This window comes from Rhodoferax sp. (assembly GCF_012927445.1).
Lineage (GTDB): Bacteria > Pseudomonadota > Gammaproteobacteria > Burkholderiales > Burkholderiaceae_C > Rhodoferax.
In genome coordinates, this window is the sequence record NZ_JABBPD010000003.1 from 175,763 (window position 1) to 202,134 (window position 26,372).

Here is a 26,372-nt window from a genome sequence, read left to right on the forward strand (position 1 = left end):
CTCCTGGAGTTTTAGTGGGGAAAAGAAAACGACTGACATCGAAAGCGGCAGCTTCAGCTGCACTTGGTTTTAATATCTTCCGGCACCGGGATGGCCTTGATGCGGTCCGGGTTGTCGGGGTGACGCATGCAAAAAGCGCGCGTCTCGGTGCCTTCGCACAGCACCTCATCACCGCGCATGACCACATGCTTGTGCATGAACACCTTGTCGCGCCACTCGATCACGCTGGTGTGAATCTGCAGCGTTTCGCCGTAGGTGGCGGGGCGCATGAACTTGGTATTGATCTCCAGCAACGGCGTGCCGATGATGCCGGTGGTCTTGACCAGCTCGCGCCAGGGCAACACGCCGCACTTGACGAAAAAGTTCAGCGACGAAGCGTCCATCCACTTGGAAAAATTCGGGAAGAACACGATGCCGGCGGGATCGCAGTCGCCGAACATCACATTCACTTCGTAAATTATGGTTTTATTCACCGTGGGTCTTTCAACGTGGTGTCAGGCGCAACGCACCGTCGAGGCGAATCACTTCGCCGTTCAGGTGCATGTTGGTGACAATGTGGCTGGCCAGTTGCGCGAACTCTTCCGGCTTGCCCAGGCGCGACGGGAACGGGATGCTGGCCGCCAGCGATTGCTGCACCGCCTCAGGCAAAGTGGCCATCAGCGGCGTGGCAAACAGCCCCGGGGCAATGGTGCAGACGCGAATGCCGTGCTGCGCCAGATCGCGCGCCATCGGCAAGGTCATGCCCACCACACCGCTCTTGGAGGCGCTGTAGGCTTGTTGACCGACCTGGCCATCGAAGGCGGCGACCGAGGCGGTGAACACCATCACGCCGCGTTCACCATCTTCCAGCGCTGCCAGCTTGGCGCACTCGGCGGCAAACAGGCGGGCCACGTTGTAGGTGCCAATCAGGTTGACGTTGACGACGCGCACAAAGTCTTCCAGCGGCGCCGGCAAACCGTCGCGGCTGATGACGCGTTTGGCGGTGCCGATACCGGCGATGCTCATCAAAATACGCGCCGGGCCGTGGGCGGCGGCCGCTTGGGCTATCGCGGCTTGCAGGCTCTCGGTGTTGGTAATGTCGCATGGGCAGGCGACGGCGCTGCCCTCGCCGTGCGCCGCGTTCAGATCGGCGGCCACCTTCTCGGCATTGGCCTGGTTGATGTCGAGCACGGCAACGAAGGCGCCCAGACGGGCCAGTTCGCGCGCGGTGGCTTCACCGAGTCCGGAGCCGCCGCCGGTCACGAGTGCGGCTTGTCCTTGAATCTTCATGTCAGGCTTTCAGAATATGAATTGCTATTTATTTAATAGCTGGTTACGCAGGTAAGACGGGGGCTACAGATCAATTTCTTATAAATAATGGCAAACATCAGGCCGCGTCCGGATTTTCCAGCAGCAGCGCAATGCCCTGGCCACCGCCAATACAAGCCGAGGCAATGCCCCAGCGCAGACCGGCGCGTTTCAGTTCGCGTGCCAGGGTGATGGTCAGGCGCACGCCGGTGGTGGCGAGCGGGTGACCGAGCGCGATGGCACCACCGTTGACGTTGAGCTTGCTCAAATCCAGTCCCAACTCACGGCCCACCGCCAAGGTCTGGGCGCCCTGGGCTTCGTTGATCTCAAAGCGGCCAATCTGGTCCAGCGTCAGGCCGCTGCGTTCCAGCAGCAGACGAATCGCCGGTGCCGGGCCGATGCCCATGATTTCGGGCGGCACGCCCACAACGGCCGCCGCGACCACGCGCGCCAGCGATGTTTTGCCATGCGCTTTGGCATAACTGCCCGAGGCCACCACGGCCGCCGCCGCCGCATCGACCAGCGCCGCGCTGTTGCCACCGGTCTGGACGCCGCCTTCGTACACGGCCCGCAACTTGGCCAGCACCTCCACAGGTGAGATTCGGGCGTGGGTGTCTTGTGCCACTTCCAGCGTCTTGCCTTGCAGCTTGATGCCGCGCGGCTTGTAGCCGGCCAGCTCAAACTTCTCTGTGATCACCGGCACGATCTCGCCCGCATGAAAGCCGGCCTGTTGCGCCGCCACCGCTTTGGCAAACGATTGCGACGCAAATTCGTCCACTTCTTCGCGGCTGATGCTGTATTTTTTGGCCAGATTTTCGGCCGTCTGGATCATGTTGATACCCGCCGCCGAGTCGTTCAGCGCTTCCCACATGTAGTCCTTGAACCCGACCGGGGCGCCCAGTTTGAAGCCGGTGCGGTGGTCAAAAGCGGCAATCGGGTTGCGCGTCATGCTCTCGGTACCGACCACCAGCGCCGCCTCGCAGGCGCCGCTTTGAATTTGCTCGCCGGCCTGGCGAAACAGCTCAAAACCGGTACCGCAAATGCGCTGCGCCATCAGCGACGGCACTTCGATTGGCACGCCGGCATACAGACCAATGTGGCGCGGCAGCATGAACTGCTCAAAGTCACCGGGCGCCATGTTGCCCGCAATGACCGAGCCGATGTCGGCGCCCGGAACGCCGCTGCGTTCCAGCACCGCGCGGGCGACCTTGATGCCCATGTCGGTGGGCGAAATGTGGCCGAGGGCTCCACAGTAATCGACCATCGGGGTGCGCACGCCGTCCAACATCCAGACGTCATCAAAGTGGGAGAAAAATCCTTTGGCAGCCATGAATCGATTCCTTTAAAGTTATTGTGGTTTCAGGATGGTGTGCAGTGCATCGGCATGCAACGCTTCCACCGTCTCGGCGCGGTGCGTGAGCACGGCGCGCTGGTTGATGGAGCCTTTGTCCGTGACCTCGCCCCGGTCGAGCGTCGGCGGTTCGGCCAGCAGGCACAGACGGGCAATGCGGCCGGCACTGCCGGTAGCGCTGCGAGCCAGTTCGTCAATCACCTGCTGAAAATGGGCGATCACCGGGGGGCTGGCCAGCACGTCGGCCATCGCTGCGCTGGCGGTCAGGCCACTCAGAGCCCGCACCGCCTGGGTCGGGAACACCATGGCGCCAACTTCTTTCAGGTTGATGCCGGTGAGCACCACGTCCTGAATGTAGGGCGCCCCGGCGGTCACAATCTTGGCACGCAAGGGGCCGACACTGACAAACGTGCCGGTGGCGAGTTTGAAATCCTCGGCAATGCGACCGTCAAACTGCAGCCCTTGATGGACATCGGTTTCGTCGATCCACCGGACCGCATCGCCGGAGCAAAAGAAGCCTTCTTCGTCAAAGTGAGCAGCGGTTTCTTTCGGGTCGCGCCAGTAACCCGGCGTGATGTTGGGGCCGCGGTAACGCACCTCGGTCTTGCCACCCATGTCCACCAGCTTGATGTCCATGCCCGGTGTCGGCACACCCAGGTCACCAGCTTTCACGTTCGGGTTGGTCACAAAAATGGCAAACGGGCCCGACTCGGTCATGCCCAGGCCGGTGGTCATGACGATGCGCTCGCCCACTTCTTTTTCTTGCGATTCGTACAGGCTGTCCCACACCGGTTGCGCCAGCGAGGCGCCGGCATAGAAAAACATCTTGACGCGCGACAGCAGGGTTTTGCGCAGCACATCGTCCGTCTTCATGGCGTTGGCGATGGCCTCAAACCCGGTCGGCACGTTGAAATACACCGAGGGCGCAATCTCGCGCAAGTTGCGCAAGGTCTCCGCCATGAGCGCGGGGGTCGGCTTGCCGTCGTCGATGTACAAGGTGCCACCGTTGTAAACCACCATGCCGAAATTGTGGTTGCCACCAAAGGTATGGTTCCAGGGCAACCAGTCCACCAACACCAGCGGTTCACTCGCCAGCACTGGCATGGATTGCAGCATTTGCTGCTGGTTGGCGCACCACATGCGCTGGGTGTTGATGACCGCCTTGGGTAGTTTGGTCGAGCCGCTGGTGAACAGGAATTTGACAATCGTGTCAGGCCCGGTGGCTTGGATGGCCGCCTCCACCTGCGCCGTCGCCGGGGTTGCCAGCAACTCGGCCAACGGGGTGGTGCTGCGACCATCCAGCGTGCCACGGGTCAACACCACTTCAATATCGGTGCCGACGGCGGCCGTGATGGCTTTGCCGTAGCGGCTTGCATCGGCGGCAAAAACCAGTCCGGGGGTCACCGTCTTCAAGACGTGGCGCAGTTTGTCGAAGTCCTGACTGATCAGCGAATAAGCGGGCGACGTGGGCACAAAGGGCACGCCTGCGATCAGGCAACCCAGGGCCAGCAGCGCATGCGCCAGATCGTTCTCGGACAGAATGACCACAGGCCGCTCCACGCTCAAGCCCCGGTTGATCAGTGATTGGGCAATGCTGCGTGCGCTGGCCCAGGCTTGGGCGTAAGTCACGGTTTGCCAGTCGCCGGTGCCACCGCTGGCCAGCTTCTCGCGGCGCGCGATGAAGAGGCGATCGGGTGCGACCTGCGCCCAGTGCTGCAGGCGGTCGGTCATGCGCGCGGGGTAGTCGAGCAGCGCTTGCTCGGCACGCAGGTAATGCACGCCAGGCGCACCGTCGCGCAGTTCAACGCGGGTCACGCCAAAAGTCAGTGCACGAAATTTCGGATCAGTCATGTGGGTCTCCAGCGGGTCCGTTGTGGTTGTTTTTTAGTTTTTATTTTTATTGGTCAAAATTTCTCAGCCCAGCCTCGGGCCGCGTGCTTCAAGCCCTTTTCACCTTGTCGGCCCGGCCTTCCAGGAAGGCGCGCACACGCTCTTTGGCTTCTGGTGCGCTCTGGGCAATGGCGGCCATCATGGCTTCGGTCATAAAGCCCTGGTCGGCAGGTTGCTCGGCGATGCGGGGCAATACATGAGTGAGCGCGTAGTTGGTCAACGGCGCGTTTTGCGCAATGCGCACGGCCAGTTCAAACGCCTTGTCAAACGCCTGGCCTGGCGGCACGAGGTACTGCGCCAGACCGATGCGCTCGCCATCAGCGGCGTTGAACACGCGGCCGGTCAGCATCATGTCGGTCATGCGTGCTGTGCCGATCAGGCGCGGAATGCGCACCGAGCCGCCACCGCCGACAAAGATGCCGCGCGAGCCTTCGGGCAGCGCATAAAAAGTGGATTCATCGGCAACCCGAATGTGGCAGGCACTGGCCAGCTCCAGCCCGCCGCCGACCACGGCCCCGTGCAAAACGGCAATCACCGGCACCGGGCCGTACTGCACGCACTCCAGCGCGGCGTGCCACATGCGGGAATGGTGCAGACCTTGGCCGGCGTCGCGGTCTTTCAGTTCGCTCAAATCCAGGCCGGCACAGAAGTGCTCGCCCTCGCCATCAATGACCGCCGCGCGAACGCTGGCGGGCATGTTTTGAAACAGATCGCGCAGCGCCAGGATGAGGCCGTCGTTCAGCGCATTGCGCTTGGCACCGCGTGTGAGGCGGATGACGGCAACTTCTTGCTGCTCGCCGCAGAGTTCGAAATGGAGGTCTTGGTTGCTCATGGTATTTTTTCCTTCTGGGTTGAATTATGGTTATTAAATATAACCAGTTCAAGCGTGTTTCAGACTCTTTTCGTCAGTGTTTACCCTAGATGAGAAGTGAGCAAAAGGAAGTTTTTGGCGCACCATGAAAAAGGCCGCTTCAGGGGAAAATCCCTGAAACGGCCTGATCTAAAACCTTGCGCAATGCCTGGCCAGCAGGCGCCCGAATAGTTACTTTCAGTCCACCTTTTCCAGTGCCAGCAAGCCGGTTGCCGTGTTCGAAATCGGGATGTGGTAGTTGCTGTGCACTTTGCGCACACCCGCGCCCTGACCCGGGGTGAGGGCGGCGCGCATGGCCAGCCACATCAGCAACTCAACTCCTTGGGTGCCGGTTTTTTCGACCAGCTCATGAATGCTGAACTGCGTGGCCCATTCGGGGTTGGTCAGCAGGCTTTCCATGAACTGCAGGTCAAACACCTTGTTGATGTGACCGGCACGTTCGCCATCGAGCTGATGCGACAGGCCACCCGAACCAATCACAGCCACGGTCTTGTCGCTGTCCCACGCCGCAATCGCTTCGCCCACCGCTTTGCCCATGGCATACACGCGGCTGGCTTTGGGCAGCGGAAACTGCACGGTGTTGATGCAAATGGGCACCACGGTGACCGGGCATTCGCCTTCAGGCCAGAACAGTTTCAACGGCAGCGTGCAGGCATGGTCCACCAGCATTTCCTGGCAGGTGACGATGTCGAATTCTTTCTCCACCAGCGTGTTGATGATCTGCCATGACAAATCCAGCTCGCCCTTGAACGGCGGCAAGACGGGAATGCCCCAGCCTTCGTCCGCGGTGTTGTACTGCGGTGCGGCGCCGACGGCGAAGGTGGGCATTTTGTCGAGGAAAAAGTTAAGCCCGTGGTCGTTGTAAAAAATCACCACCACGTCAGGCTTGACCTTGCCCAGCCACGCCCGAATCGGCGGGAAACCATCAAAAAACGGTTTCCAGTACGGATTCTGCTGCAGACCCTTGTGAATAGCGCCGCCGATGGCCGGAATATGCGAGGTACCGATGCAACCGATAAGTTTTGCCATTTTTGTTTCCCCTGTTTATTTGCCGGCGGCCACGAGCCGGGCCTTGAATTCGTCTTTGGTCAGGCCGGTTTGCTGGGCGCCAATGTCTTGCATGTCCAGGCCAAAAATTCCCGCAAATTTGGCCAGGTAATAGGCGTTGCCGCCCGCGGCAATCAGTTGCAACACGTTGCGGGCGCGGATGGCGGCGGCTTGAGGCTCGGTCAGGCGGTACTTGCGCATGTAGGCTTCTTCGTCTTGTTGAAACTCGGCGCGGTTGTCGGCCGAATTGAACGAAAAGCACATTTTGTTGAGGGCGTAGCCTTTTTGGGCCTGCTCGCCATCGAAAAGCGTGGTGCCCGCAATGGCGGGCAAAGGATGGTTCGAAGCCACGGTTGATCTCCTGTTTTTGAATCTGGGTAGACCGAAGTATTACGCCGCTATTGCCAAAGATATACACATGAATCATGATGTAACCCATGAACAAATTCGATTATTCAGACCTTGATGGTCGCCTGTTGCAACTGCTGGTCGCCGTGGTGGAAGCCGGCTCCATCACCGGCGCGGCGCAACGCCTGGGCGTAACCCAGTCCGCCGTGAGCCACCTGCTGGACAAGCTGCGCTCAATCACGGGCGACCCGCTGTTTGTCAAATCCGGCCGTGGTGTCGTCGCCACGGCGCGGGCTGAAAATTTGGCAGTGCAGGCCCGTGAATTATTAGCGTCAATGGCGCGTTTTGCCCAGTCCGACCCCTTCGACCCGGCGCGCTGGCAGACCACCTTCACCATCGCCGCCAATGATTTCCAGCGTGACGTGTTGTTGCCCCCGCTCATGGCGCGGCTGCGCGCACAGGCACCGGGCGTGGCGCTGCGCATCATCCCGTCGGACGTGCCCAGCCTGGACCTGCTGCGTCACGAACACTGCCAGCTCGTCATCAGCCCGCGTCCGCCCGATGGCGCCGACATCCTGCAAAAGCGCTTGTTTGAAGACGACTACCGTGTGTTTTATGACGCCAGCCAACGCGAGGCGCCGCGCACATTGGCCGAGTACCTGGCGGCCCAGCACATTACCGTGGTGTACGAGCCACGCCGGGCGCTGGACCTCGACCAATGGCTCGCCACACGCGGTGTGCTGCGCAAGTTCTCCGTGATGGTGCCGGGCTTCGCCGGTTTACCCTTGTTTATTCTTGGCAGCCAGTTGCTGGCCACCGCGCCCGGTCTGCTGCAGTCGCACCTGCTGCGCGACCTGGCCAGCGCCCCGGTCCCGCTGCCCTGCCCCACCATGCCGATGTACATGATCTGGCACATGCGCTACCAACTCGACCCGGCGCACCGCTGGTTGCGCGCTGAACTGGAGGCGCTGGTGCCGGCGGTGATGGCCGCCGCGGCAGGCGGCTGAGTCCCGCTCAGTGCGGGCCATTGCGCATGACCGGAGTGCTTAACTGTCCCAGTCGCCGCCGCCGTCACCGCTGCTGGCGATGGCGTCACCGTCGTCCCACGAGCCGGAATCGTTCACGCCGAAATTCTGGCCGCCCAAATCACTGTTGCCGGCAAGCGGTTCGTAGCCGTTGTTGTTGGCCAAGCTGTCCGGCTGGTGCGCCGGCGGTGTGTCATTGCCCATCAGGCTTTTGCCAATGGCTTGCGCGGCCATCACGCCGGCGCCCACCGCCAAACCAGTGGCCAGACCGCCCATCACCTTGCCGCCAAGGCCCATGCCGGCGGGTTGTTGGCCATAACCGGGCGCCATCGCGCCCCCACCCATGTTGTTGTTGCCCATGCCAAAGTTTTGCGAACCACCCAAGCCGCTCGACATGGCAGACGGATTTGCATAAGCCTGTTGCGCCATGGGTGCAGACAAGGGTTTTTTACGCGTCAAAAAGAGAGCAAGCGCAATCGCACCACCTCCCAGTGCCAAAGCCAATGGCCAAGGAAAAGACGAAGCCGGGGCCGCAGGTGCTGAATACGCAGCAGGTGCGGCCGTCGCATTTGCCCGGTTGGGAGTGGCATTGTTGGCGGGTGCGTTGCTTTTGGCGGCCAGCTGGGTACGCAGCGCTTGCACCGCTTCAGGTTTGGCAAAAGGCAGGGCCGGAGCCAGCTTTTCGGCCATCGCCAGCGATTCACGCGCATGGCTTACCTTGCCTTGGCGCGCGAACAGTTCGGCCTGGACAAAATGGGCCTTGGCACTGCCCGGATGGGCGACCAGCACTTGTTGCATCATGACCTGCGCCTGCTCCAAGCGCCCGGCCTGGGCCTCCGCGTAGACCTGTTTCAGGGTGGGTTCTGACTGCGCCATGGCGAAGCCAGCGCCCAGCAATGCGCCGACCAGCAGCCATTTGCCCAAGCGCTGCTTGATTGATCCGTTGAACATAACGTTTTAGCCCTTAAAAGGAAGTTAACTGACTTGGCCGAGATGGTGGCACTTGTTCGAAAAACAAGTGTGCGAGTGACGTTGCTTAATCAAAACCTGAAGCCAAACAGGCCTCCAGCCCTCAGTCAGATTGCGCAATGCGCTATTGTTTATATAGCAAACTCAAAACTCTTCGGTATCGACTTCGCTGTTACCCAGCGCGTTGTAGCGGCTGCCGACCACCGTGTTTTGATTGATCAACGCGTCCAGCTTGGCCAGCGTGGCCGGGCTTAGGCGCACATCCGCCGCCGCCAGGTCTTCGCCCAAGTGCGACAAACTGGTGGTGCCGGGGATAGGAATGATGTGCGCCGCTTTGTGCAGCAACCAGGCCAGCGCCAACTGCGAGGGGCTGCATCCAACGTCTTTCGCCACGGCGTTGTAAGCAGGCAATAGCTTGAGATTGGCTGCGTAGTTGCCAGGCGCAAAACGCGGCATGGTGCGACGGATATCTTTGGCATCCAGCGTGCTCACGTCGTGCAACTGACCACACAGGAAGCCACGCGCCACCGGGCTGAAGGCCACAAAGGCCACGCCGAGTTCTTTGCAGGCGTCAAGCACGGCAATTTCGGGGTTACGTGTCCACAGCGAATACTCAGTTTGCAGCGCCGCAATCGGGTGAACGGCATGCGCTTTGCGCAGGGTCGCGGCCGACACTTCGCTCAGGCCAATGCTCTGGATGTAGCCTTTACGTACCAGGTCACTCAACGCGCCCACACTGTCTTCAATCGGTACTTTTTTGTCCCAGCGGTGCAGGTAATACAGGTCAATCACATTGGTCTGCAGGCGGCGCAGGCTGTCTTCGCAAGACTTTCGGATGACATCCGGGCGACCGTCGATGACGCGCACCAGTTTGCCGTCGCCGTTCAAGTCCAGCCCCTGCATGCCGCATTTGCTGGCCAGAGTGAACTTCTGCCGGTGCGGCTTCAAGACCTTGCCGACCAGCGTTTCATTGGCGCCAAAACCGTAAAGCGTGGCGGTGTCGAACAGCGTCACTCCGGCGTCGAGTGCGGTCAGCAGCACGCGCTCGCCCTGCTCTGCCGACACCGGCGCGCCGTAGGCATGGCTCAGGTTCATGCAGCCCAGGCCGATGGCAGAGACTTGGAAGGGGCCGAGTTTTCTTGTTTGCATACTTATTCCTTGAGAGGGTTTGCCCGAGAGTTTAGGGGCGCTCACCCTGAATATCTGCCATAAATCCGGTTAATATGAACAATATTTAGCACACTTATCTGTACAAAGGAGATTGATCATGGGAATTGCCGTCCGCGACATCGTCGCTTTTTCAGAAGCCCGCACCCATTTTTCCCGCCTGGTGGACGAGGTGTGCCAGGGGGCTGAAAAAATCATCACCAGAAACGGCGAACCCGCTGTCGCCATGATCGACGCCAAACGGCTCGACTACTACCACCAACTGGAGCGTGACCGGGGCCACCTGATGCTGATTGACGAGGTGGAGAAAGGCTTGGCCGACATTGCTGCGGGGCGTACGGGTGATGCCGAGGAGTATCTGGCCGCAATCAAGACGCGCCGCGCCAACCGGAATCTTCCAGCCAAGACCGGCTCTTGATGCAAATCCGCTACACCAACAACCTCACGGCCAATCTGCAAGGCATTGAAGCTTTTTGGGACGAATGCCAGTTTCCCAACGGCTTTGACCGATTGGTCAATGAACTTAGCGAGCCGGTTATTGCCAACCTGAAGCGCCACCCGCGTCTGGGCCGCAACTTTTTGCAGCGTCAAACCAAGTCCATTGAGACCCAGGCGCGGCTGCAAAAGCTCGATGCGCTGCTGAGCACCTTGAACACCGACATAAAAGCCGCCGAAATCCGTGAGTACGTGATGACGGACTACCTGCTGCTGTATGCACTGGTGAGTGACGTGATTTACCTGCTGGCGATCAAGCGTCAAAAGCAACTGTCGTTTGCATTGGACGACGTTTTATCTGAAACGTGATTCAAAAACGATAGCAGCTTACGCAAAGCGCATAAGGGCTAGAGGCCTAAAACACTCGCAAAAATTGCAACACTGGCCGATGTTCATGCGCAAAAGGTGTTCACTGAACAAGGGCATTTAGTCGCGTCAGCCCGCGTTGAGTTGCTGCGCCAGATCGTGCAGCACCTGGTAGCACGGCAGCACATTGGCGACGCTGCTGTTGGGCTCACGGCCTTCGCGGATGGCCGCAAAAAACTCGCGGTCTTGCAGCTCAATGCCGTTCATGGAGACATCGACCTGGCTGACGTCGATTTTTTCGTCCTTGCCGTTGAACAGGTCGTCGTAGCGGGCCAGGTAGGTGGCGGTGTCGCCGATGTAGCGGAAGAAGGTGCCGAGCGGGCCGTCATTGTTAAACGACAGGCTCAAGGTGCAGATCGCGCCATTGGCGGCCTTGAGTTGAATGCTCATGTCCATCGCAATGCCCAGAACCGGGTGAATCGGACCCTGCATGGCATTGGCCTTGACGATCGGGCTGCCGCACTGGTAGGCGAACAAATCCACGGTGTGCGCCGCGTGGTGCCACAGCAGGTGATCGGTCCATGAGCGGGCCTGGCCAAGCGCGTTCATGTTGCTGCGGCGAAAAAAGTAGGTTTGTACATCCATTTGCTGGATGTTGAAGCGGCCGGCCGCGATTTCTTGGTGCACGTACTGATGGCTGGGGTTGAAGCGGCGGGTGTGGCCGCACATCGCCACCAGACCGCTGGTCTTGGCGAGCGCTGCCACGTCTTGCGCACCTTGCAGCGTATCGGCCAGGGGAATTTCAACTTGCACATGCTTGCCGGCCTTCAGGCAGGCGATGCTTTGCGCGGCGTGCATTTGGGTTGGTGTGCACAAGATGACAGCATCCACCTCTTTCAACGCCAGACTGTCTTCGAGCTGGGTGGTGACGTGGCCGATGCCGTATTGGGCCGCGATTTGCAGGGTCTTTTCCAGATCGCGGCTGATCAGCGAGACGACCTCGACACCGTCAATTTTTTGGATACCGTCGAGGTGTTTGATGCCGAAGGCACCGGCGCCCGCGAGGGCGACTTTGATGGTTTTGCTCATTTATTGGTTCTCCAAAATCAGATGACCCACTGCCGTATTGGACGCGGGTACATGGTAGAAGCGGTGCAGCAGCTTCGGGGCCTTGCCACCGGCCACATCGTCCATCGCACCACGGGCGATCAGCCACATCACCAGCTCAATGCCCTCCGACCCGGCTTCGCGCACAAAGTCAATGTGCGGAATGGCGGCAGCGGCAGCGGGGTCTGCAATCAGCTGGTCGAGAAAGGCGTTGTCAAACTCTTTGTTGATCAGGCCGGCACGCGGGCCTTGCAGTTGGTGGCTCATGCCGCCGGTGCCCCAAATTTGCACGTTCAGGTTTTGGTCAAAGCTCTCTACCGCGCGGCGAATGGCTTTGCCAAGGTTGAAGCAGCGCTGGCCGCTCGGCACCGGGTATTGCACCACGTTGACGGCAAATGGAATCACTGGGCAGGGCCAAGCGTCGGGTTGACCGCACATCAAGGAGAGCGGCACGGTCAGACCGTGGTCCACGTCCATCTTGTTGACGATGGTCAGGTCAAAGTCTTGCTGGATGACCGACTGCGCAATGTGCGCGGCCAGTTCGGGGTGACCCTGCACCACCGGCACGGGGCGCGGGCCCCAGCCTTCGTCGGCCGGCTGGTAGGACGCCGCCGTGCCGATGGCAAAAGTGGGGATCATGTCCAGGCTGAAGGCGGTAGCGTGGTCGTTGAAGACCAGAATGATGACATCGGGTTTGTTGTCCTTCATCCACTGCTTGGAATACTCGTAGCCCTTGAAAACAGGCTGCCAGTACGGCTCGGTGGACTTGCCCAAATCGATGGCGGCGCCAATGGCGGGCACATGGGAGGTGTAAACGCTGGCGGTAATTTTGGCCATATCAGTTGCTTTCTTTTTTGCCGGCCTGGCCTTGCGGTTGCCGGTGCGCTTGCGCGTCGCCGTCTTCGCCGACCACGCGGTTGCCTTCGACCGAGCGGCCGCCGGCGATCATCATGTTGCGGTATTCCTCTTCGGTCATGCCGGTCATGCTGCCCGCCATTTGCTGGAAGCTCTTGCCGTCGGTAGCGCCGATTTTGGCCAGAAAGTAAATATTGCCGCCCAGTGCAATGCAGCGGTTCAGGTCACGCGCCAGCACGGCCAGCTTCTGGTCTTCCGTCATGGCCCACTCTTCCAGGTAGGCCCGCTCGTCGGCCTTGAAGCGTTCGCGGTTGGCCGCCGTCATGAGCGACATGCAGAACTGGTTCAGGTGGTAGCCCTTGCGGCTTTGCTCGGCGTCAAAAATGGTGGTGCCGGGTACGTCGAGGTAAGGTTTATCAAGTGACATGGAGCATCCTTAATCAGTTGAGGACCGAGCTTGCACTGCGTGCTGCGGTCCGTCCCGCAAGGCCTCATCATTCCAGTACAGACGCGTTGGATTGTCGACCAGCAGTTTTTGCTGCAACTCGGGCGTGGTGGCGATGTGGGGGATGAAGTCCACCAGCAGGCCGTCGTCGGGCATGTGGTCTTTCAGATTCGGGTGTGGCCAGTCGGTGCCCCACAACACGCGATCGGGAAAGGTTTCGACCAGACGCTTGGCAAAAGGCACCACATCAGCGTAAGCGTTTTGTTCGCCATTCAGGGCTTTGGGGCCACTCAGGCTCAGGCGCTCGGGACAGCTGACCTTGCTCCAGATGTTGCCGTGTTCGCGCATCATCTTGACGAACAACTCAAACTCGGGGCCGTCCACCGGCTTGCTCACATCGGGGCGACCCATGTGGTCCACCACCACGGTGGTGGGCAGCGCGGTGAAGAAATCGTACAACTCGGGCAGGTCTTGCGCCTCAAAGTAGACCACCACATGCCAGCCCAGCGGCGCGATGCGGTTGGCAATCTCCAGCAACACCTCACGCGGCGTGAAGTCGGCCAGCCGTTTGACGAAGTTGAAGCGCGTGCCGCGCACCCCGGCGGCGTGCATGGCTTGCAGCTCGGCATCGGTCACCTGGCGGTTGACGGTGGCGACGCCGCGCGCCTTGTTGTTGGAAGCTTTCAACGCATCGACCAGGGCCCGGTTGTCGCTGCCGTGGCAGGTGGCCTGCACGATCACGTTCTTGTCAAAGCCCAGGTGGTCGCGCAAGGCGAACAGTTGTTCTTTGGATGCATCGCAGGGCGTGTACTTGCGCTCCGGTGCGTAGGGGAACTGGTCACCGGGGCCAAACACGTGGCAGTGCGCATCAACCGCGCCGGCAGGCAGGTTGAAGCGGGGTTGGCTCGGGCCGGCATACCAGTCCAGCCAGCCGGGGGTTTTCGTGAATTCCATGTGTTTTCTGAATTATTGCTATCAAATAAATAGCTTCTTACGCAATATTTGCGGGGGCTATAGGCTTATTTGTTCAAATGCCATGAGCCTGGGCGGTAGAGCGTTCTGTGCAGGTAAAAGGAGAAGGCCACAGGCCGGGGGACACGGAACAGAACGCTCTGCCGCCCAGGCGCTTAGTCAACATAACGCAGCCCGGCTTTCTCCAGGCCTTCACGCATCTTGTAGTAATCCAGCCCCAGCACGCCGGAGGCAAAGATGGCGCGCTTGTCGCCTTCGAAGCTCTCCCGTTTTTCAGCCGCATCGGCCACTTGCTGGGCAATGGCGGCAGGCACCACAACCACACCGTCCACATCGGCAATCACCACATCACCAGGGTTGACGATGGCGCCCGCGCACACGATCTGGATGTTGACCGAGCCCAAGGTGGCCTTGATCGTGCCTTTGGCGTGAATGGCTTTGCTGAACACCGGGAAACCCATCTTTTCCAGGTCCGCCACATCGCGCACGCCTGCGTCAATGATCAAACCCATGGCGCCACGCGCCTGAAAACTGGTGGCCAGCAGGTCGCCAAAGAAACCATCTTCGTTGTCGGTGGTGCAGGCGGCCACGGCCACGTCACCGGGCTGCAGTTGTTCGGCCGCGACGTGCATCATCCAGTTGTCGCCAGGTTGCAGCAGGATGGTGACCGCGGTGCCACAGATTTTGGCGCCGCTGTAAATCGGGCGCATACAGGGCTTCATCAGCCCGACGCGGCCCATGGCCTCGTGGATGGTGGCCACGCCAAAGCGGGAGAGTTTTTCCACCGCTGCTTTGTCGGCGCGGACGATCTTGCGGTTGACGATACCGAGGTTGTTCATGGGGGTGCTCATGGTGATTTCCAGCTGGTCGGATTGAATAGATTACTTGTTTTTCGCCTTCAGCGCCGCATCCAGACGCGGGAACACGCGGCGCGCGTTGCCTTCGTAAATCTGGAAACGGTCTGCGTCGCTCAGAATTTTGGACGCTTCGATGTAGCGCTTGGTGTCATCAAAGTAATGGCCGGTTTCCGGGTCAATGCCGCGCACCGCACCAATCATCTCGCTGGCAAACAACACGTTTTTCACCGGGATCACGGTGTTGAGCAAGTCGATACCGGGCTGGTGGTAAACGCAGGTGTCAAAAAAGATATTGTTCAGCAGGTGGTCTTGCAACAGCGGCTTTTTCAGCTCTTGCGCCAGGCCGCGGAAGCGACCCCAGTGGTAAGGCACGGCGCCGCCGCCATGCGGGATCAGGAACTTGAGCGTCGGAAATTCCTTGAACAAATCACTGGTCAGGCACTGCATGAAGGCCGTCGTGTCGGCATTCAGGTAATGGGCGCCGGTGGTATGAAAGCAGCTGTTGCAGCTGGTGCTGACGTGAATCATGGCCGGGATGTCGTACTCCACCATCTTCTCGTAAATCGGGTACCAAGCCTTGTCGCTCAGCGGCGGCGAGGTCCAGTGGCCACCGCTCGGGTCCGGGTTCAGGTTGATGCCGACGTTGCCGTATTCCTTGACGCATTTTTCCAGCTCGGGGATGCAAGTGGCGGGGTCCACGCCGGGACTCTGCGGCAGCATGGCGGCGGGCACGAAGTTGTCGGGGAACAGCTGCGCCACGCGGTAGCACAACTCGTTGCAGATCGCCGCCCAGGTGCTGGAGACATTGAAGTCGCCGATGTGGTGCGCCATGAAGCTGGCACGCGGGCTGAAGATGGTGAGGTCGCTGCCACGCTCTTTCATCAGGCGCAACTGGTTGAGTTCGATGGTCTCAATCAGCTCGTCGTCGCTGATTTTGAGGTCCGCCACCTTGGGCATCAGGGCGGCGTCCTTGATGCCGGCAATCTGCTGGTTGCGCCAGTTTTCCAGCGACTTGGGGGCGGTGGTGTAGTGGCCGTGGCAATCGATGATGAGGGGCTTGGCTTGGCTCATGGGGGTCTCCGAAATGTTCATGTGACGTCAAAATTTATAAGAAATAGGGCTCTAGCTCTTATGGACAGTGCGCATACAGCTATCATTTTTGAGTAAACACAGCGCTGGGTACCATCACTTCACCCCGCATGATCAGGCGTGCGGTGCGCAGCAGCGCAGCGCGCGTCACCTTTTGCGGATCGGCCGGGTCCAAGCCCAGCTCGACGCTGAATTCCCCGCTGGGGTGCTCCACCGACACGACCTTGGTGTCGCCTGCGTTGATCACCGCCACACCGTCGCAGACCGAGCCCGTGAGCACGCAAGCCGTGCCCACGGTGACAGCCGCCAACACGCCAATGGCGTCATGGCACACATGCGGAATGAAGCTGCGGGTACACAAACTGCCGCCTTCGCGCGGCGCAGCAATCAGCGTCATCTTGGGGTAATTCTTGGTAGTCACATCGCCCAGGCCCATCAAATGCCCGGTTTGGATGCGCAGCGCTTCGATGCGGGTTTTGAGTGCCATGTCGGCATTCAACTCGGCCACCGTCTCGTAGCCGGTGCGCCCCACATCGCTGGCTTTGAACATCACCAAAGGCATGCCGTTGTCGATGCAGGTCACGGGCAAAGTAAACGGCTCAAAGCCGTCGCCCGCCACCGTCACCACATCCAGCACCTTGCCCGTCGGCAGCAAGCCGGCGCACACCGAGCCGGCGGTGTCCAGAAAATTGATGGTGATGGGTGCCGCAGTGCCGGGCACGCCGTCAATTTTGGCGTCGCCGTCGTACCGCACCTGGCGGCCACTTGGGGTCATGGGGGTTTGCACCGTCACGTCGCATTGCATGTCGGTGTTCAGCGTCAGCACGCGCACCGTGGTGGTGTCGCCTTGTGCCTCAATCAAGCCGCGCTCCAGCGCAAACGGCACCACGGCCGCCAGCATGTTGCCGCAGTTGGGGGTGGTGTCCACGGTCGCCTTGTCGGGCTGCAACTGCGCAAACAAGAAATCCAGCGCCACACCAGGCACCTTGCTGCGGCTCACAATACCGACCTTGCTGGTCAGGGGGTGGGCACCGCCCAAACCGTCTATTTGCCGCTTGTCGGGCGAGCCCATGACGGCCAGCAGAACGCGGTCACGGGTGGCGATGTCAGCCGGCAGGTCCGAGGCTAAAAAGAAGGGGCCGCGCGAACTGCCGCCGCGCATGAATAAGGTGGGGATTGCGGTTTGCATGGCGGTATTTTGTCCAGAAGGGCTACCGCTGTTAAGCCAGTGAAGCGACTAGCAGTTATCTCAAATCGACATAACGATGAATAAGCTATTCAATCCAAGAGTGATATTGCCGATTGAATACATTCGTGTCTATTTCAGATGCATCAGTGCGCCGTCACGCCCAGCCAACTGTCGAGCAAGGCTCGATCATTGAGCAAGGTGTCGCTGCTCCCCTGGAAAACGCCCTTGCCTCGTTCCAGCACCAAGGCCTGGCGCGTCAGCGGCAGAATCTGACGGGCATGCTGCTCCACCAGAATGACCGCCATGCCACTTTCCTCGGTCAGCCGCTTGATGATGGACAGCAATTCCTGCACGATCAGCGGCGCCAGGCCTTCCAGCGGCTCATCCAGCAGCAGCAGTTTGGGGTTCAGCATCAAGGCCCGCCCAATGGCCAGCATCTGCTGCTCGCCACCGGAGAGCTGGTTGCCCATGTTCTTGCGCCGCTCGTTCAGGCGCGGGAACATCGCATAGATTTTTTCCAGGTTCCAGGCACCCTTGGTGGCCACCACGGTCAGGTTCTCTTCGACCGAGAGCGAGGGGAAGATGTCTCTTTCTTGCGGCACCCAGCCCAGGCCCAGGTGCGCCCGGGCGTGAGCCGGCACTTTGCTGAGGTCTTGCCCAGCAAAGCGCATGCTCCCGGATTTGTAGTGGGTCGCGCCCATCAGGGTGGACAGCAAGGTGGTCTTGCCCATGCCGTTGCGGCCCAGCAGGGAGAGACTGTCGCCCTCCTCCAGCGTGAACGAAATGCCTTCCAGCACCACGGCCTCACCGTAGCCGGCCCACACGTTGTCAAGTCGCAGTAATTCAGCCACAAACGGCCTCCCCTAAATAAACTTCTTTCACCTTGGGATCATTGGCAATGGCCTCGGGCGTGCCCTGTGTCAGCAAGGCGCCGTTGACCAGCACCGAGATTTGATCGGCAAAGCGGAACACCAAGTCCATGTCATGCTCAATCAGCAAAATGGTCACCTCGCGCGGCAAAGCGGCGATGGACTCAAACAGCTCCCGGCTTTCAGACGTCGGCACACCGGCGGCGGGTTCATCCAGTAGCAGTACTTGCGGTTTGGCCGCCAGGGCCAGGGCAATTTCAATCAGACGTTGCTTGCCATAGGCCAGGCTACGGGTTGGCGCATGCGCCACATCCAACAGACGCAGTTGCTCCAGCAGCTTGACGGCCTCGTCAATCGCGTCCGGATAGGCGCCCACCGGTTTCCAGAAACGGGCACCCAGTCCCAGCCGCTCATTGACCGCCATGATCACGGACTCCAGCACGGTCAGGTCGGCAAACAGCCGGTTGATCTGGAAGGTGCGCGCCAGACCCCGCTTGACGCGTTGGTGCTGGCCGAGCTGCGTGACATCGTCACCTTTCAGGATGACTTGCCCGCTGGTCGGTTCCAGAAACCCGGTCAACAGGTTGATCAGTGTCGTCTTGCCGGCACCGTTGGGGCCGATCAAGGCGTGTCGCGCGCCCGCCTCGACATTCAGGTTGACCTCGTTGGTGGCAACGAAGCCGCCAAATTTTTTGATCAGGTTGCGGGTCTGCAGGGCGTAGTTCATTGGGCGGCCTCCACTTGGTTGCGGGACAGCCGCGTCATCAGGCGCTGCAGTCCGCCCATCACGCCGTCGCGGGCAAACAGCACGATCAGCACCAGCAAGGCACCGAGCCAGAACTGCCAGTACTCTGGATTGATGTCTGACAGCAGGTGGTGCGCCGTCATAAAGACGATGGTGCCGACCAAAGCGCCATACAGCCTGCCGGAGCCGCCCAGAACGAGGATCAACATCAGCTCGGCCGAACGATTGAAAGACAACACATCGAGGGCCACAAACTGGGTGGTTTGCGCCAGCAGTGCACCCGCCACCCCGGCGTAAGCGGCTCCGATCGTGTAGACGGCCGAGAGCCGGGCATTGACCGGCGCCCCAATCGCCGGCATGCGGCCGACGTTGAGCCGGATGCCCTTGAGACTGAGGCCAAACGGGCTGTGCACCAGTTTGCGCGCCACCCAGAAGAGACCGAACAAGATCACCAGGACATACCAATAAGCGGTTTTTCCGTAAAGGTCAAAGCGGAACTGGCCCAGGATTGGCTTCATCTCGATGCCTTGCAGGCCATCGACGCCGCCAGTGATAAAGGTGAGTTTGTTGGCCACCTCGTACAGCATCATCGCCACGCCGAGGGTCACCATCAAACGCGTCAGGTCGGTGCCGCGCAGCACCAAAAAGCTGCAAACAAAACCCAGCACGGCACTGACCAAGGCCGCCACCAGCAACCCCATGAGCGGGTCACCAAAACCCTGGGACGCCAGCAGCCCGGCAGCGTAAGCGCCGACCCCGAAGAAGGCGGCATGCCCGAGGGAAACGATGCCCGCGTAGCCCAGAATCAAGTCCAGCGACAAACAGAACAGCGCCATGATGGCGATCTGCGACAACAGCACCAGATTTTCTGGAAAAACAAAGTAAGCCAGCACCGGCAAGAGCCAGAACGCCAGTTCGGCAGGCTGCCAGCGATCAGCGCGCTTGAGCGGGGACAGGTCAATAGTTGGAAGACTCATGTTGATGTCCTTAATGGGCCGCACGGCGGCCAAACAGGCCTTGCGGGCGCAACACCAGCATCACCACCATGACGGCGTAAATAACGAAGGCGCCAACCTGGGGCACGTAATATTTGCCGACCACATCGACCACCCCTAACACCAGCGACGCCACCAACGAACCGGTGATGCTGCCACTGCCCCCGACCGCGACAACGATCAAAAAGTAAACAAGGTACTTGACCGGAAAACCGGGATCGAGGCCCAACATTTCCACGCCCAATGCGCCACCCAGCCCGGCTAAGCCCGAACCCAGCGCGAAGGTCAGGGTAAAGATGCGCTCCACGTTGATGCCAACGCCACGGGCCGCACGCGGGTTATCCACCGAGGCCCGCAACTGGGCGCCAAAACGCGTGCCGCTCACCATGCGTTGCAGGCCAAAAGCAATGGCCAGACTGAGAACAATCAGGAACAGGCGGTACACCCCCATGTCCAGCCCGGGTAATTTGATTTGTCCGCGCAGGAAGTCAGGCAGGGTCAGGGGCTGCTGCTGTGGTCCAAAAAAGTAATGGGCGGTCGCCATCGACATGAACACCAGGCCGATGGAAAACAGCACCTGATCGAGGTGCGTGGCCGAATAGAGCCGACGGTACAAGGTGCGTTCGAAGATCACGCCGACCAGCGCCGTCAGCAGACCGGCCAGCGGCAAGGAAAGCAGAAAAGGCACGCCAAGCTGGTTGAGCAAGGTGACGCAGACATAGCCCCCCACCATGGCAAAGGCGCCGTGAGCGAGGTTGACGAAATTCATCAGACCGAGGGTGACCGAAAGGCCCACGCTGATCAGGAATAACAACATCCCCGAGGCGATGCCGTCGAACAGAATAGTCATGGTGATTACCTATGGCTGGGAAACATGAATAGATCACGCCGGGAGATGGTGGGCACCTCCCGGGCAAGGCTGACAAAACCGGTTTAAGGCTTGCCAGGGTCTCTGAAATTGGCAGTCTGCTCAAACTCGACGTTTTGCAGTTTGTCCGCCACCTTCTCCACCTTGCGGATGTAAATAGTCTGGACGATGTCGCGCGTCACAGGGTCGATGCTGATGGGGCCGCGCGGGCTGGTCCAGCCCAGGCCTTTGGCGGCGGCCATGAATTTGTCGCCACTGGCATCACCACCGGTTTTTTCCAGCGTCTTGGCAATCAGCTGCATGCCGTCATACCCGCTGACCGCCATGAAATTGGGCCGATCCTTGGGGTAAGCCTTGTAATAGGCTTGCACGAAAGTCTTGTTCTCGGGCGAGTTGTGCGCTTCGGAGTAATGGAAGGAATTGACAATGCCCAACGCGTTGTCGCCCACGCCGTCCAGCACGTCTTCAGAGGTCAGGTCACCGGTGGCAATGATGCGAATGCCTGCCTTGGCCAGATCACGCTCGACAAACCCCTTGATGAACGCGATGGTTTGCTCGCCGGGTGGCACAAACAGGAACACGGCTTCGGGTTTGGCATCCTTGATTTTTTGCAGGAAAGGGGCAAAGTCCGGGCTCTTCACCGGGGTGCGCACTTCGCCGACGATCTCACCGCCGGCGGCGGTGAATGTCTTCTTGAACTGGGCTTCGGCATCATGGCCAGGGCCATAGTCGGCCACCAGGGTGTACACCTTCTTGATCTTGTTTTTGGCGGCCCAGCTGGCCACCGGTGCGGTCACCTGCGGCAGCGTGTGCGAGACGCGCAGGATGTAGTCGGATTTGGTGGTGATCGACGAGGTGGCCGCGTTCATGACGATCATCGGCGTGTGCGACTCGCTGGCGATGGGGGCTGCAGCAAAGGCCGAGGGGGTCAAGCCGAAGCCGCCGAGCACATGCACCTTGTCTTTGACGACCAGTTCCTGCGCGGCGCGCTTGCTGATTTCAGGCGCAACACCGGTGTCGTCCTTGATGATCAGCTCGACCTTGCGGCCAGAGAATGTGCCACCGGACTGTTCCAAATAGAGCCGCGCACCGTGTTCGATCTGCTTGCCATAAGAGGCAAACGGGCCGGACATCGGCAACACCAGTCCAATTTTCAGGGGTTCAGCGGCGGATGCCGCCAGACTGAGCGCGCATGCGCCCAGTGCGGCGAGCCAGACTTTGGATTTCTTGATTTGCATGTTTGTCTCCTATTCACTCGAGGGCCTGGCGCGGCAAAATTACCACGTCAGTGGGGAAATTTTTATTGTTGACGATGAAACTGGCGTGAGGGCGCGAATCGTAGAAGCAGACCAAATTACTGTAAATGCATCGAAACCAATATGAGGTATTTGAAATTCGCATAGTGCAGTCATACAGCGATTATGAGCAGCATCTCCAGACAGTCGTTCCAGCGGTTTGCATGGGCGGTATTTTGTCTAGAACTCCCCCTGTTGTTAAGTCGGGGAAACTACTAGCAGTTATTGCAAGTTGGCATAATTGATAACTAGATATTCACTTGTGGTAAAAAATGGACCTCAAACAACTGGAATACTTTGTGCGTGTCGCCGAACTGGGTAGTTTTACCCGCGCCTCCATTGCCCTGGACATCGCGCAACCCGCGCTGAGCCGTCAGGTGCGGCTGCTGGAGGTGGAGTTGCATCAAAGCCTGCTGACGCGCAATGGTCGCGGCGCCGTGCCCACGGAAGCAGGCAAGCTGTTGCTGGCGCATGGGCGCGGCATTTTGCACCAGGTTGAACGGGCCCGGGAGGAACTGGGGCGGGTGCGGGGTTCGCTTGCCGGGCGCGTTGCCGTGGGTTTGCCCACCAGCCTGGCACGCGTGCTCACCGTACCGCTGACCAAGGCTTTTCGTCAGCAAATGCCGGATGCAACCATCTCCATCAGCGAAGGCTTGTCCGTGCCCATGCAAGAGTCGCTGGTGAATGGGCGACTGGACATTGCGGTGCTGTACAACACCCAGCCCAGCCATGAGATTGAAATCTCGCCCTTGCCGGATGAAGACTTGCTGCTGGTGCAGGCGCGTCCGCCGGGTTTACAGGAAGAACCGCCGCCCGGACCGATCTCACTGAAAGAAGTCGCGCAATTGTCTTTGGTGATTCCGAGTCGGCCTAATGCTATTCGGATGCAAGTCGAGTCAGAAATGGCGAACATTGGCTGCCGCCTGAAAATTGCGCTCGAAATCGACGGCGTATTCGCCATTCTTGATCTGGTGGCTGACGGCGCAGGCAGTGCCGTGTTGTCGCGCAACGCGGTCGCCACCTCGGTCAGACCTTCGGCGTTTTCGGTGCGCACGATCAATGCACCGGAACTGCGCACCAAGGTGTCACTCGCTACCAGCTCGTTGCGCCCGGCCACGCTGACACAGCAGGCCACCCTGACACTGATTCGCCAAACCATGGCAAAGCTTGCGAAACCCGACTAAGTGACCGCTCGCCCGGCACTGATAACTTGCTGCAATATTGATAGCTTATTACGCATATTTCATGCGGGCTAGAGGCCAAAAACACTACTTTTTTACTTACAAAGAGACAAGCGAATGAAACTTGAACATATTGGCATGGTGGGCTACGGCGAGGTTGGTAAAATTTTCACTGAGGGGCTCAAAAGTAAGGTGATTGACGTCAGCGCATGGGATCTCAAGTTCGACGCCACCATCACCCCCGCTATGGCGCGTGATGCCGAGCTGGCCCATGCGGCGCAAGCCGGCGTGCTGGCAAGGGACTCAATGAAAGCGCTGTGCGAAAAAGCTGACTTTTTGATTTCTGCCGTGACGGCCTCCAACACGCTGGCGGTGGCGCAGGCGGCCGCGTTGCACATTCGCCCGGGTGCCATTTTTCTGGATCTCAATTCAGCGTCACCGGGGACCAAACAGCAGGCGGCGCAGGTCATTGAGGCGGCCGGGGCGCACTACGTGGAGGCCGGTGTCATGACCTCGGTGCCACCCTATGGCATTCGGGTGCCGATGCTGCTGGGCGGGGCCCAAGCGCAGGCACTGGCTGAAAAATTAGCCGCCTTCGGCATGGACGCCAAAGCCGTGGCGACCGAGATCGGGATGGCCTCCGCGATCAAAATGTGCCGCAGCGTGATGATCAAGGGACTGGAAGCGCTGGTGATTGAGAGCTACACCACCGCCCGAAAATACGGCGTCGAAAGCCACATGATCCCGACCTTGGCCGAGACGTTCCCATCTATCGACTGGGAAGCGACCGGCGCTTACTTCTTCAGCCGCGTGGCGCAGCATGGCAAGCGCCGGGCCGAGGAAATGCGCGAAGCCGCCAATACGGTACAAGAGGCCGGCTTTGAACCCTGGATGTCAACCGCTATCGCCGGGAAACACGATTGGATGGCGCAACAAACCCGTGATGGCGTGTTTGACGACTTGCCCAAAGGCGCTCGTTGGGAAGAGTTTGCAGACCGGCTGATTGCCGGCACAAACCATAGGTAAAACAATCTACAACAGCGGACGCAGCTCCCGGGCCGCTTCAAACAGTAAAGGAAGCAAGTCCCGTTGCATCGCCAATGTTGACAAGCGATCGTGGGATGCCACCACGTTAAGCGCCGCGACCGTCACCCCTTTGGTATTGCGCAACGGCACCGCCAAGGCGTGAACGCCCAGTTCGTGTTCTTCGCTGGACAGGCAAAAATCATCTTGGCGAACTTTTTCGATGAGCGCGCGAAATTCCTTGGTGTCCGTGGTGGTCATGGGCGTCATGCGGGCCAGGTTGCGCCCCTTCATCCATGCACTGAACGCCGCTTTGGTTTTAGCGGCCAGCAACACCCGCCCGGTAGATGTGACATGGGCCGGTAACCTCGCCCCCATGTGCAGTCCGTAGGCAATCACGCGCCCCGTCCCGGTGGCCGATGAGGTGCGGTCATTGCCGCTGCGCGCCACGATCACCACCTCGTCAGCGTCCAGCACCACTGCCGAGAAAGATTCTTGCGCCTGCACGGCGAGCCGGTTCAACGTGGGTTGTATCGCACGAGGCAAGCGAGAGGATGCCAGATAGCTGCCCGAAAAACGCAACACTTTGCTGGACAACCAAAAATAGCTGCCATCCGTCTCCAGGTAGCCGAGGTGCGCCAGTGTCAGTAAATGGCGCCGCGCCGCCGCCCGCGTGATGCCGGCCCGTGCCGCGGCGAGTGTGGCGTTCAGGCGCTGGCGTTCGGTGTCAAAACTTTCCAGCACCGCCATGCCCTTGGCCATGCCCTCGATGAAATCTGCTTTGGCGATGGTCATCCCATAAATCCGATATGTTGCGCGACTATCGCGCAATGGGTGCAATCATCGCACAAATATTGAATATCCAACGAGGAACAAAGGCCCAGACCTCCTAAGCTCGACGCAGATAAAACAGGAGCAAACATGCGTACACAAGTAGCCATCATCGGCGCCGGCCCCTCGGGTCTTCTTTTGGGTCAACTGCTGCACAAAGCCGGCATTGACGCCATCATTCTGGAACGCCAGACCGGCGACTACGTGCTGACCCGCATCCGCGCCGGCATTCTGGAGCAGGTCTGCATTGACCTGCTGGATGAAGCGGGTGTGGGCGAGCGCATGCACAAAGAAGGCTTGGTGCATGGCGGCTTCGAGATGCTTTACAACGGCCAACGCCACCGTATTGACATGAACAAGCTTACCGGCGGCAAAAACGTGATGGTCTACGGCCAGACCGACCTCACGAAAGACTTGATGGACGCGCGCGCCAGTGCCGGTTTGACGACCGTGTATGAAGCCCACAACGTAGCGGTGCATGATTTTGATAGCAAGAAGCCACGCGTCACCTACGAGAAAGACGGGCAAAAGTTTGAGATCGAGTGTGACTTCATCGCCGGTTGCGATGGCTTTCACGGCGTCTGCCGCGCCAGCGCGCCGCGCAACGCGATCAAGGAATTTGAGAAGGTGTATCCCTTCGGCTGGCTCGGCCTGCTGTCCGATACCCCGCCGGTGCACGATGAACTCATCTACATCAACAGCCCGCGCGGTTTTGCCCTGTGCTCGCAACGCAGCAAAACGCGCAGCCGCTACTACCTGCAAGTGCCACTGACCAACACCGTGGAGGAATGGACGGACGACGCTTTCTGGCAAGAACTGCGCCTGCGTCTGGATGAAGAAGGCCGCGACAAACTGATCACCGGGCCGTCGATCGAAAAGAGCATCGCGCCGCTGCGCAGCTTCATCACCGAGCCGCTGCGCTTTGGCCGCATGTTTCTGGCCGGCGACGCGGGCCACATCGTGCCGCCCACCGGCGCCAAGGGCCTGAATCTGGCAGCGACGGACGTTAAATATCTTTCCACCGCCCTCATCGAGTTTTATCAGGACAAAACCGAAGCCGGCATCGATACCTACTCTGAGCGCTGCCTCAAGCGCATCTGGAAAGGTGAGCGTTTTTCGTGGTGGTTCACGCAATTGATGCACCGCTTTCCGGATGACGGCGCCATCGTGGCCAAGTTTCAGGAAGCCGAGCTCGACTACTTGCTGCACAGCGAGGCGGGCTCGCGAACGATTGCAGAAAACTACGTTGGCCTGCCACTCGATTTTGGCAATTAAGCGCCTCGACATGCCGCCAG

General features: G+C 59.8%; 28 protein-coding genes. 6 read left to right on the plus strand and 22 right to left on the minus strand.

What is annotated here, in order from left to right; genetic code table 11:
• Positions 1–53 precede the first annotated feature (53 nt).
• From HHJ17_RS05030 to HHJ17_RS05060, 7 genes are all read right to left on the minus strand, one after another.
• On the minus strand, positions 54–473 hold the full coding sequence (locus tag HHJ17_RS05030; protein ID WP_296505107.1) for an acyl-CoA thioesterase: 420 nt from the start codon (positions 471–473) through the stop codon (positions 54–56).
• Positions 474–483: 10 nt separating this feature from the next.
• Positions 484–1,269, minus strand: a complete 786-nt coding sequence (locus HHJ17_RS05035; RefSeq protein WP_296505109.1) for an SDR family NAD(P)-dependent oxidoreductase — start codon at positions 1,267–1,269, stop codon at positions 484–486.
• 97 nt (positions 1,270–1,366) lie between these two features.
• Complete coding sequence (locus HHJ17_RS05040) at positions 1,367–2,617, minus strand: thiolase family protein (protein ID WP_296505112.1); 1,251 nt, start codon at positions 2,615–2,617, stop codon at positions 1,367–1,369.
• A gap of 18 nt (positions 2,618–2,635) precedes the next feature.
• Entirely contained in the window at positions 2,636–4,489 is a 1,854-nt protein-coding gene (locus HHJ17_RS05045; protein ID WP_296505114.1) for a feruloyl-CoA synthase, read from the minus strand.
• Between the two features lie 88 nt (positions 4,490–4,577).
• Positions 4,578–5,360: a crotonase/enoyl-CoA hydratase family protein gene (locus tag HHJ17_RS05050; RefSeq protein ID WP_296505116.1), complete on the minus strand. Its 783-nt coding sequence runs from the start codon at positions 5,358–5,360 to the stop codon at positions 4,578–4,580.
• Between the two features lie 216 nt (positions 5,361–5,576).
• Complete coding sequence (locus HHJ17_RS05055) at positions 5,577–6,428, minus strand: class III extradiol dioxygenase family protein (RefSeq protein WP_296505118.1); 852 nt, start codon at positions 6,426–6,428, stop codon at positions 5,577–5,579.
• Positions 6,429–6,443: 15 nt separating this feature from the next.
• On the minus strand, positions 6,444–6,797 hold the full coding sequence (locus HHJ17_RS05060; protein ID WP_296505121.1) for a protocatechuate 4,5-dioxygenase subunit alpha: 354 nt from the start codon (positions 6,795–6,797) through the stop codon (positions 6,444–6,446).
• 86 nt (positions 6,798–6,883) lie between these two features.
• Here HHJ17_RS05060 and HHJ17_RS05065 point away from each other — a divergent pair, with 86 nt between their 5' ends.
• Positions 6,884–7,801 (plus strand): LysR family transcriptional regulator, encoded by a 918-nt coding sequence (locus HHJ17_RS05065; protein WP_296505123.1) that lies wholly within the window; start codon positions 6,884–6,886, stop codon positions 7,799–7,801.
• Positions 7,802–7,840: 39 nt separating this feature from the next.
• Here HHJ17_RS05065 and HHJ17_RS05070 read toward each other — a convergent pair whose 3' ends face one another.
• Complete coding sequence (locus tag HHJ17_RS05070; protein ID WP_296505125.1) at positions 7,841–8,770, minus strand: tetratricopeptide repeat protein; 930 nt, start codon at positions 8,768–8,770, stop codon at positions 7,841–7,843.
• 162 nt (positions 8,771–8,932) lie between these two features.
• Complete coding sequence (locus HHJ17_RS05075) at positions 8,933–9,937, minus strand: aldo/keto reductase (protein WP_296505127.1); 1,005 nt, start codon at positions 9,935–9,937, stop codon at positions 8,933–8,935.
• A 118-nt stretch (positions 9,938–10,055) separates the two neighbouring features.
• On the opposite strand from HHJ17_RS05075, the gene HHJ17_RS05080 reads away from it, so the two are divergent.
• On the plus strand, positions 10,056–10,373 hold the full coding sequence (locus HHJ17_RS05080; RefSeq protein WP_296505129.1) for a type II toxin-antitoxin system Phd/YefM family antitoxin: 318 nt from the start codon (positions 10,056–10,058) through the stop codon (positions 10,371–10,373).
• Entirely contained in the window at positions 10,373–10,759 is a 387-nt protein-coding gene (locus HHJ17_RS05085) for a type II toxin-antitoxin system RelE/ParE family toxin (RefSeq protein ID WP_296505131.1), read from the plus strand. The genes HHJ17_RS05080 and HHJ17_RS05085 overlap by 1 nt, the downstream gene beginning before the upstream one ends.
• Before the next feature lie 126 nt (positions 10,760–10,885).
• On the opposite strand, the gene HHJ17_RS05090 is transcribed toward HHJ17_RS05085, so the two are convergent.
• The 12 genes from HHJ17_RS05090 to HHJ17_RS05145 form a co-directional block, all read right to left on the minus strand.
• Complete coding sequence (locus HHJ17_RS05090) at positions 10,886–11,845, minus strand: Gfo/Idh/MocA family oxidoreductase (RefSeq protein WP_296505132.1); 960 nt, start codon at positions 11,843–11,845, stop codon at positions 10,886–10,888.
• Positions 11,846–12,700 (minus strand): class III extradiol dioxygenase subunit beta, encoded by an 855-nt coding sequence (locus HHJ17_RS05095; RefSeq protein WP_296503321.1) that lies wholly within the window; start codon positions 12,698–12,700, stop codon positions 11,846–11,848.
• Position 12,701: 1 nt separating this feature from the next.
• Positions 12,702–13,145, minus strand: coding sequence for a protocatechuate 4,5-dioxygenase subunit alpha (gene ligA, locus HHJ17_RS05100; protein ID WP_296505134.1), 444 nt, complete (start codon positions 13,143–13,145; stop codon positions 12,702–12,704).
• A gap of 9 nt (positions 13,146–13,154) precedes the next feature.
• Positions 13,155–14,117, minus strand: a complete 963-nt coding sequence (locus HHJ17_RS05105) for an amidohydrolase family protein (protein WP_296505137.1) — start codon at positions 14,115–14,117, stop codon at positions 13,155–13,157.
• Positions 14,118–14,290: 173 nt separating this feature from the next.
• The gene (gene ligK, locus HHJ17_RS05110; protein WP_296505139.1) at positions 14,291–14,986 is read right to left on the minus strand and encodes a 4-carboxy-4-hydroxy-2-oxoadipate aldolase/oxaloacetate decarboxylase; all 696 of its coding nucleotides are present in this window, start codon (positions 14,984–14,986) and stop codon (positions 14,291–14,293) included.
• 30 nt (positions 14,987–15,016) lie between these two features.
• Positions 15,017–16,063, minus strand: coding sequence for an amidohydrolase family protein (locus HHJ17_RS05115; RefSeq protein WP_296503307.1), 1,047 nt, complete (start codon positions 16,061–16,063; stop codon positions 15,017–15,019).
• 82 nt (positions 16,064–16,145) lie between these two features.
• Positions 16,146–17,270 (minus strand): 4-oxalomesaconate tautomerase, encoded by a 1,125-nt coding sequence (locus HHJ17_RS05120; RefSeq protein WP_296505142.1) that lies wholly within the window; start codon positions 17,268–17,270, stop codon positions 16,146–16,148.
• A 143-nt stretch (positions 17,271–17,413) separates the two neighbouring features.
• Positions 17,414–18,121: an ABC transporter ATP-binding protein gene (locus tag HHJ17_RS05125; protein ID WP_296505144.1), complete on the minus strand. Its 708-nt coding sequence runs from the start codon at positions 18,119–18,121 to the stop codon at positions 17,414–17,416.
• The gene (locus HHJ17_RS05130) at positions 18,114–18,866 is read right to left on the minus strand and encodes an ABC transporter ATP-binding protein (protein WP_296503299.1); all 753 of its coding nucleotides are present in this window, start codon (positions 18,864–18,866) and stop codon (positions 18,114–18,116) included. The genes HHJ17_RS05125 and HHJ17_RS05130 overlap by 8 nt, the downstream gene beginning before the upstream one ends.
• Positions 18,863–19,861 carry a branched-chain amino acid ABC transporter permease gene (locus HHJ17_RS05135; RefSeq protein WP_296503296.1) on the minus strand — a complete coding sequence of 333 codons (999 nt, stop codon included), beginning with the start codon at positions 19,859–19,861 and terminating at the stop codon, positions 18,863–18,865. Before HHJ17_RS05135 ends, HHJ17_RS05130 begins: the two co-directional genes overlap by 4 nt.
• A 10-nt stretch (positions 19,862–19,871) precedes the next feature.
• Positions 19,872–20,729 carry a branched-chain amino acid ABC transporter permease gene (locus HHJ17_RS05140; protein ID WP_296503291.1) on the minus strand — a complete coding sequence of 286 codons (858 nt, stop codon included), beginning with the start codon at positions 20,727–20,729 and terminating at the stop codon, positions 19,872–19,874.
• An 83-nt stretch (positions 20,730–20,812) separates the two neighbouring features.
• A complete protein-coding gene (locus HHJ17_RS05145) occupies positions 20,813–21,985 on the minus strand; it encodes an ABC transporter substrate-binding protein (protein WP_296505145.1) in 1,173 nt (390 codons plus the stop codon).
• 329 nt (positions 21,986–22,314) lie between these two features.
• On the opposite strand from HHJ17_RS05145, the gene HHJ17_RS05150 reads away from it, so the two are divergent.
• Together HHJ17_RS05150 and HHJ17_RS05155 are read left to right on the plus strand one after the other, a co-directional pair.
• Positions 22,315–23,226 carry a LysR substrate-binding domain-containing protein gene (locus HHJ17_RS05150; RefSeq protein ID WP_296505146.1) on the plus strand — a complete coding sequence of 304 codons (912 nt, stop codon included), beginning with the start codon at positions 22,315–22,317 and terminating at the stop codon, positions 23,224–23,226.
• A gap of 114 nt (positions 23,227–23,340) precedes the next feature.
• Positions 23,341–24,249 (plus strand): DUF1932 domain-containing protein, encoded by a 909-nt coding sequence (locus HHJ17_RS05155; protein WP_296505148.1) that lies wholly within the window; start codon positions 23,341–23,343, stop codon positions 24,247–24,249.
• Between the two features lie 6 nt (positions 24,250–24,255).
• On the opposite strand, the gene HHJ17_RS05160 is transcribed toward HHJ17_RS05155, so the two are convergent.
• Positions 24,256–25,041: an IclR family transcriptional regulator C-terminal domain-containing protein gene (locus HHJ17_RS05160; protein WP_296505150.1), complete on the minus strand. Its 786-nt coding sequence runs from the start codon at positions 25,039–25,041 to the stop codon at positions 24,256–24,258.
• A gap of 126 nt (positions 25,042–25,167) precedes the next feature.
• Between HHJ17_RS05160 and pobA the strand changes: the two genes are divergently transcribed.
• The gene (gene pobA, locus HHJ17_RS05165; protein WP_296505152.1) at positions 25,168–26,352 is read left to right on the plus strand and encodes a 4-hydroxybenzoate 3-monooxygenase; all 1,185 of its coding nucleotides are present in this window, start codon (positions 25,168–25,170) and stop codon (positions 26,350–26,352) included.
• The last annotated feature ends 20 nt before the right edge of the window (positions 26,353–26,372 follow it).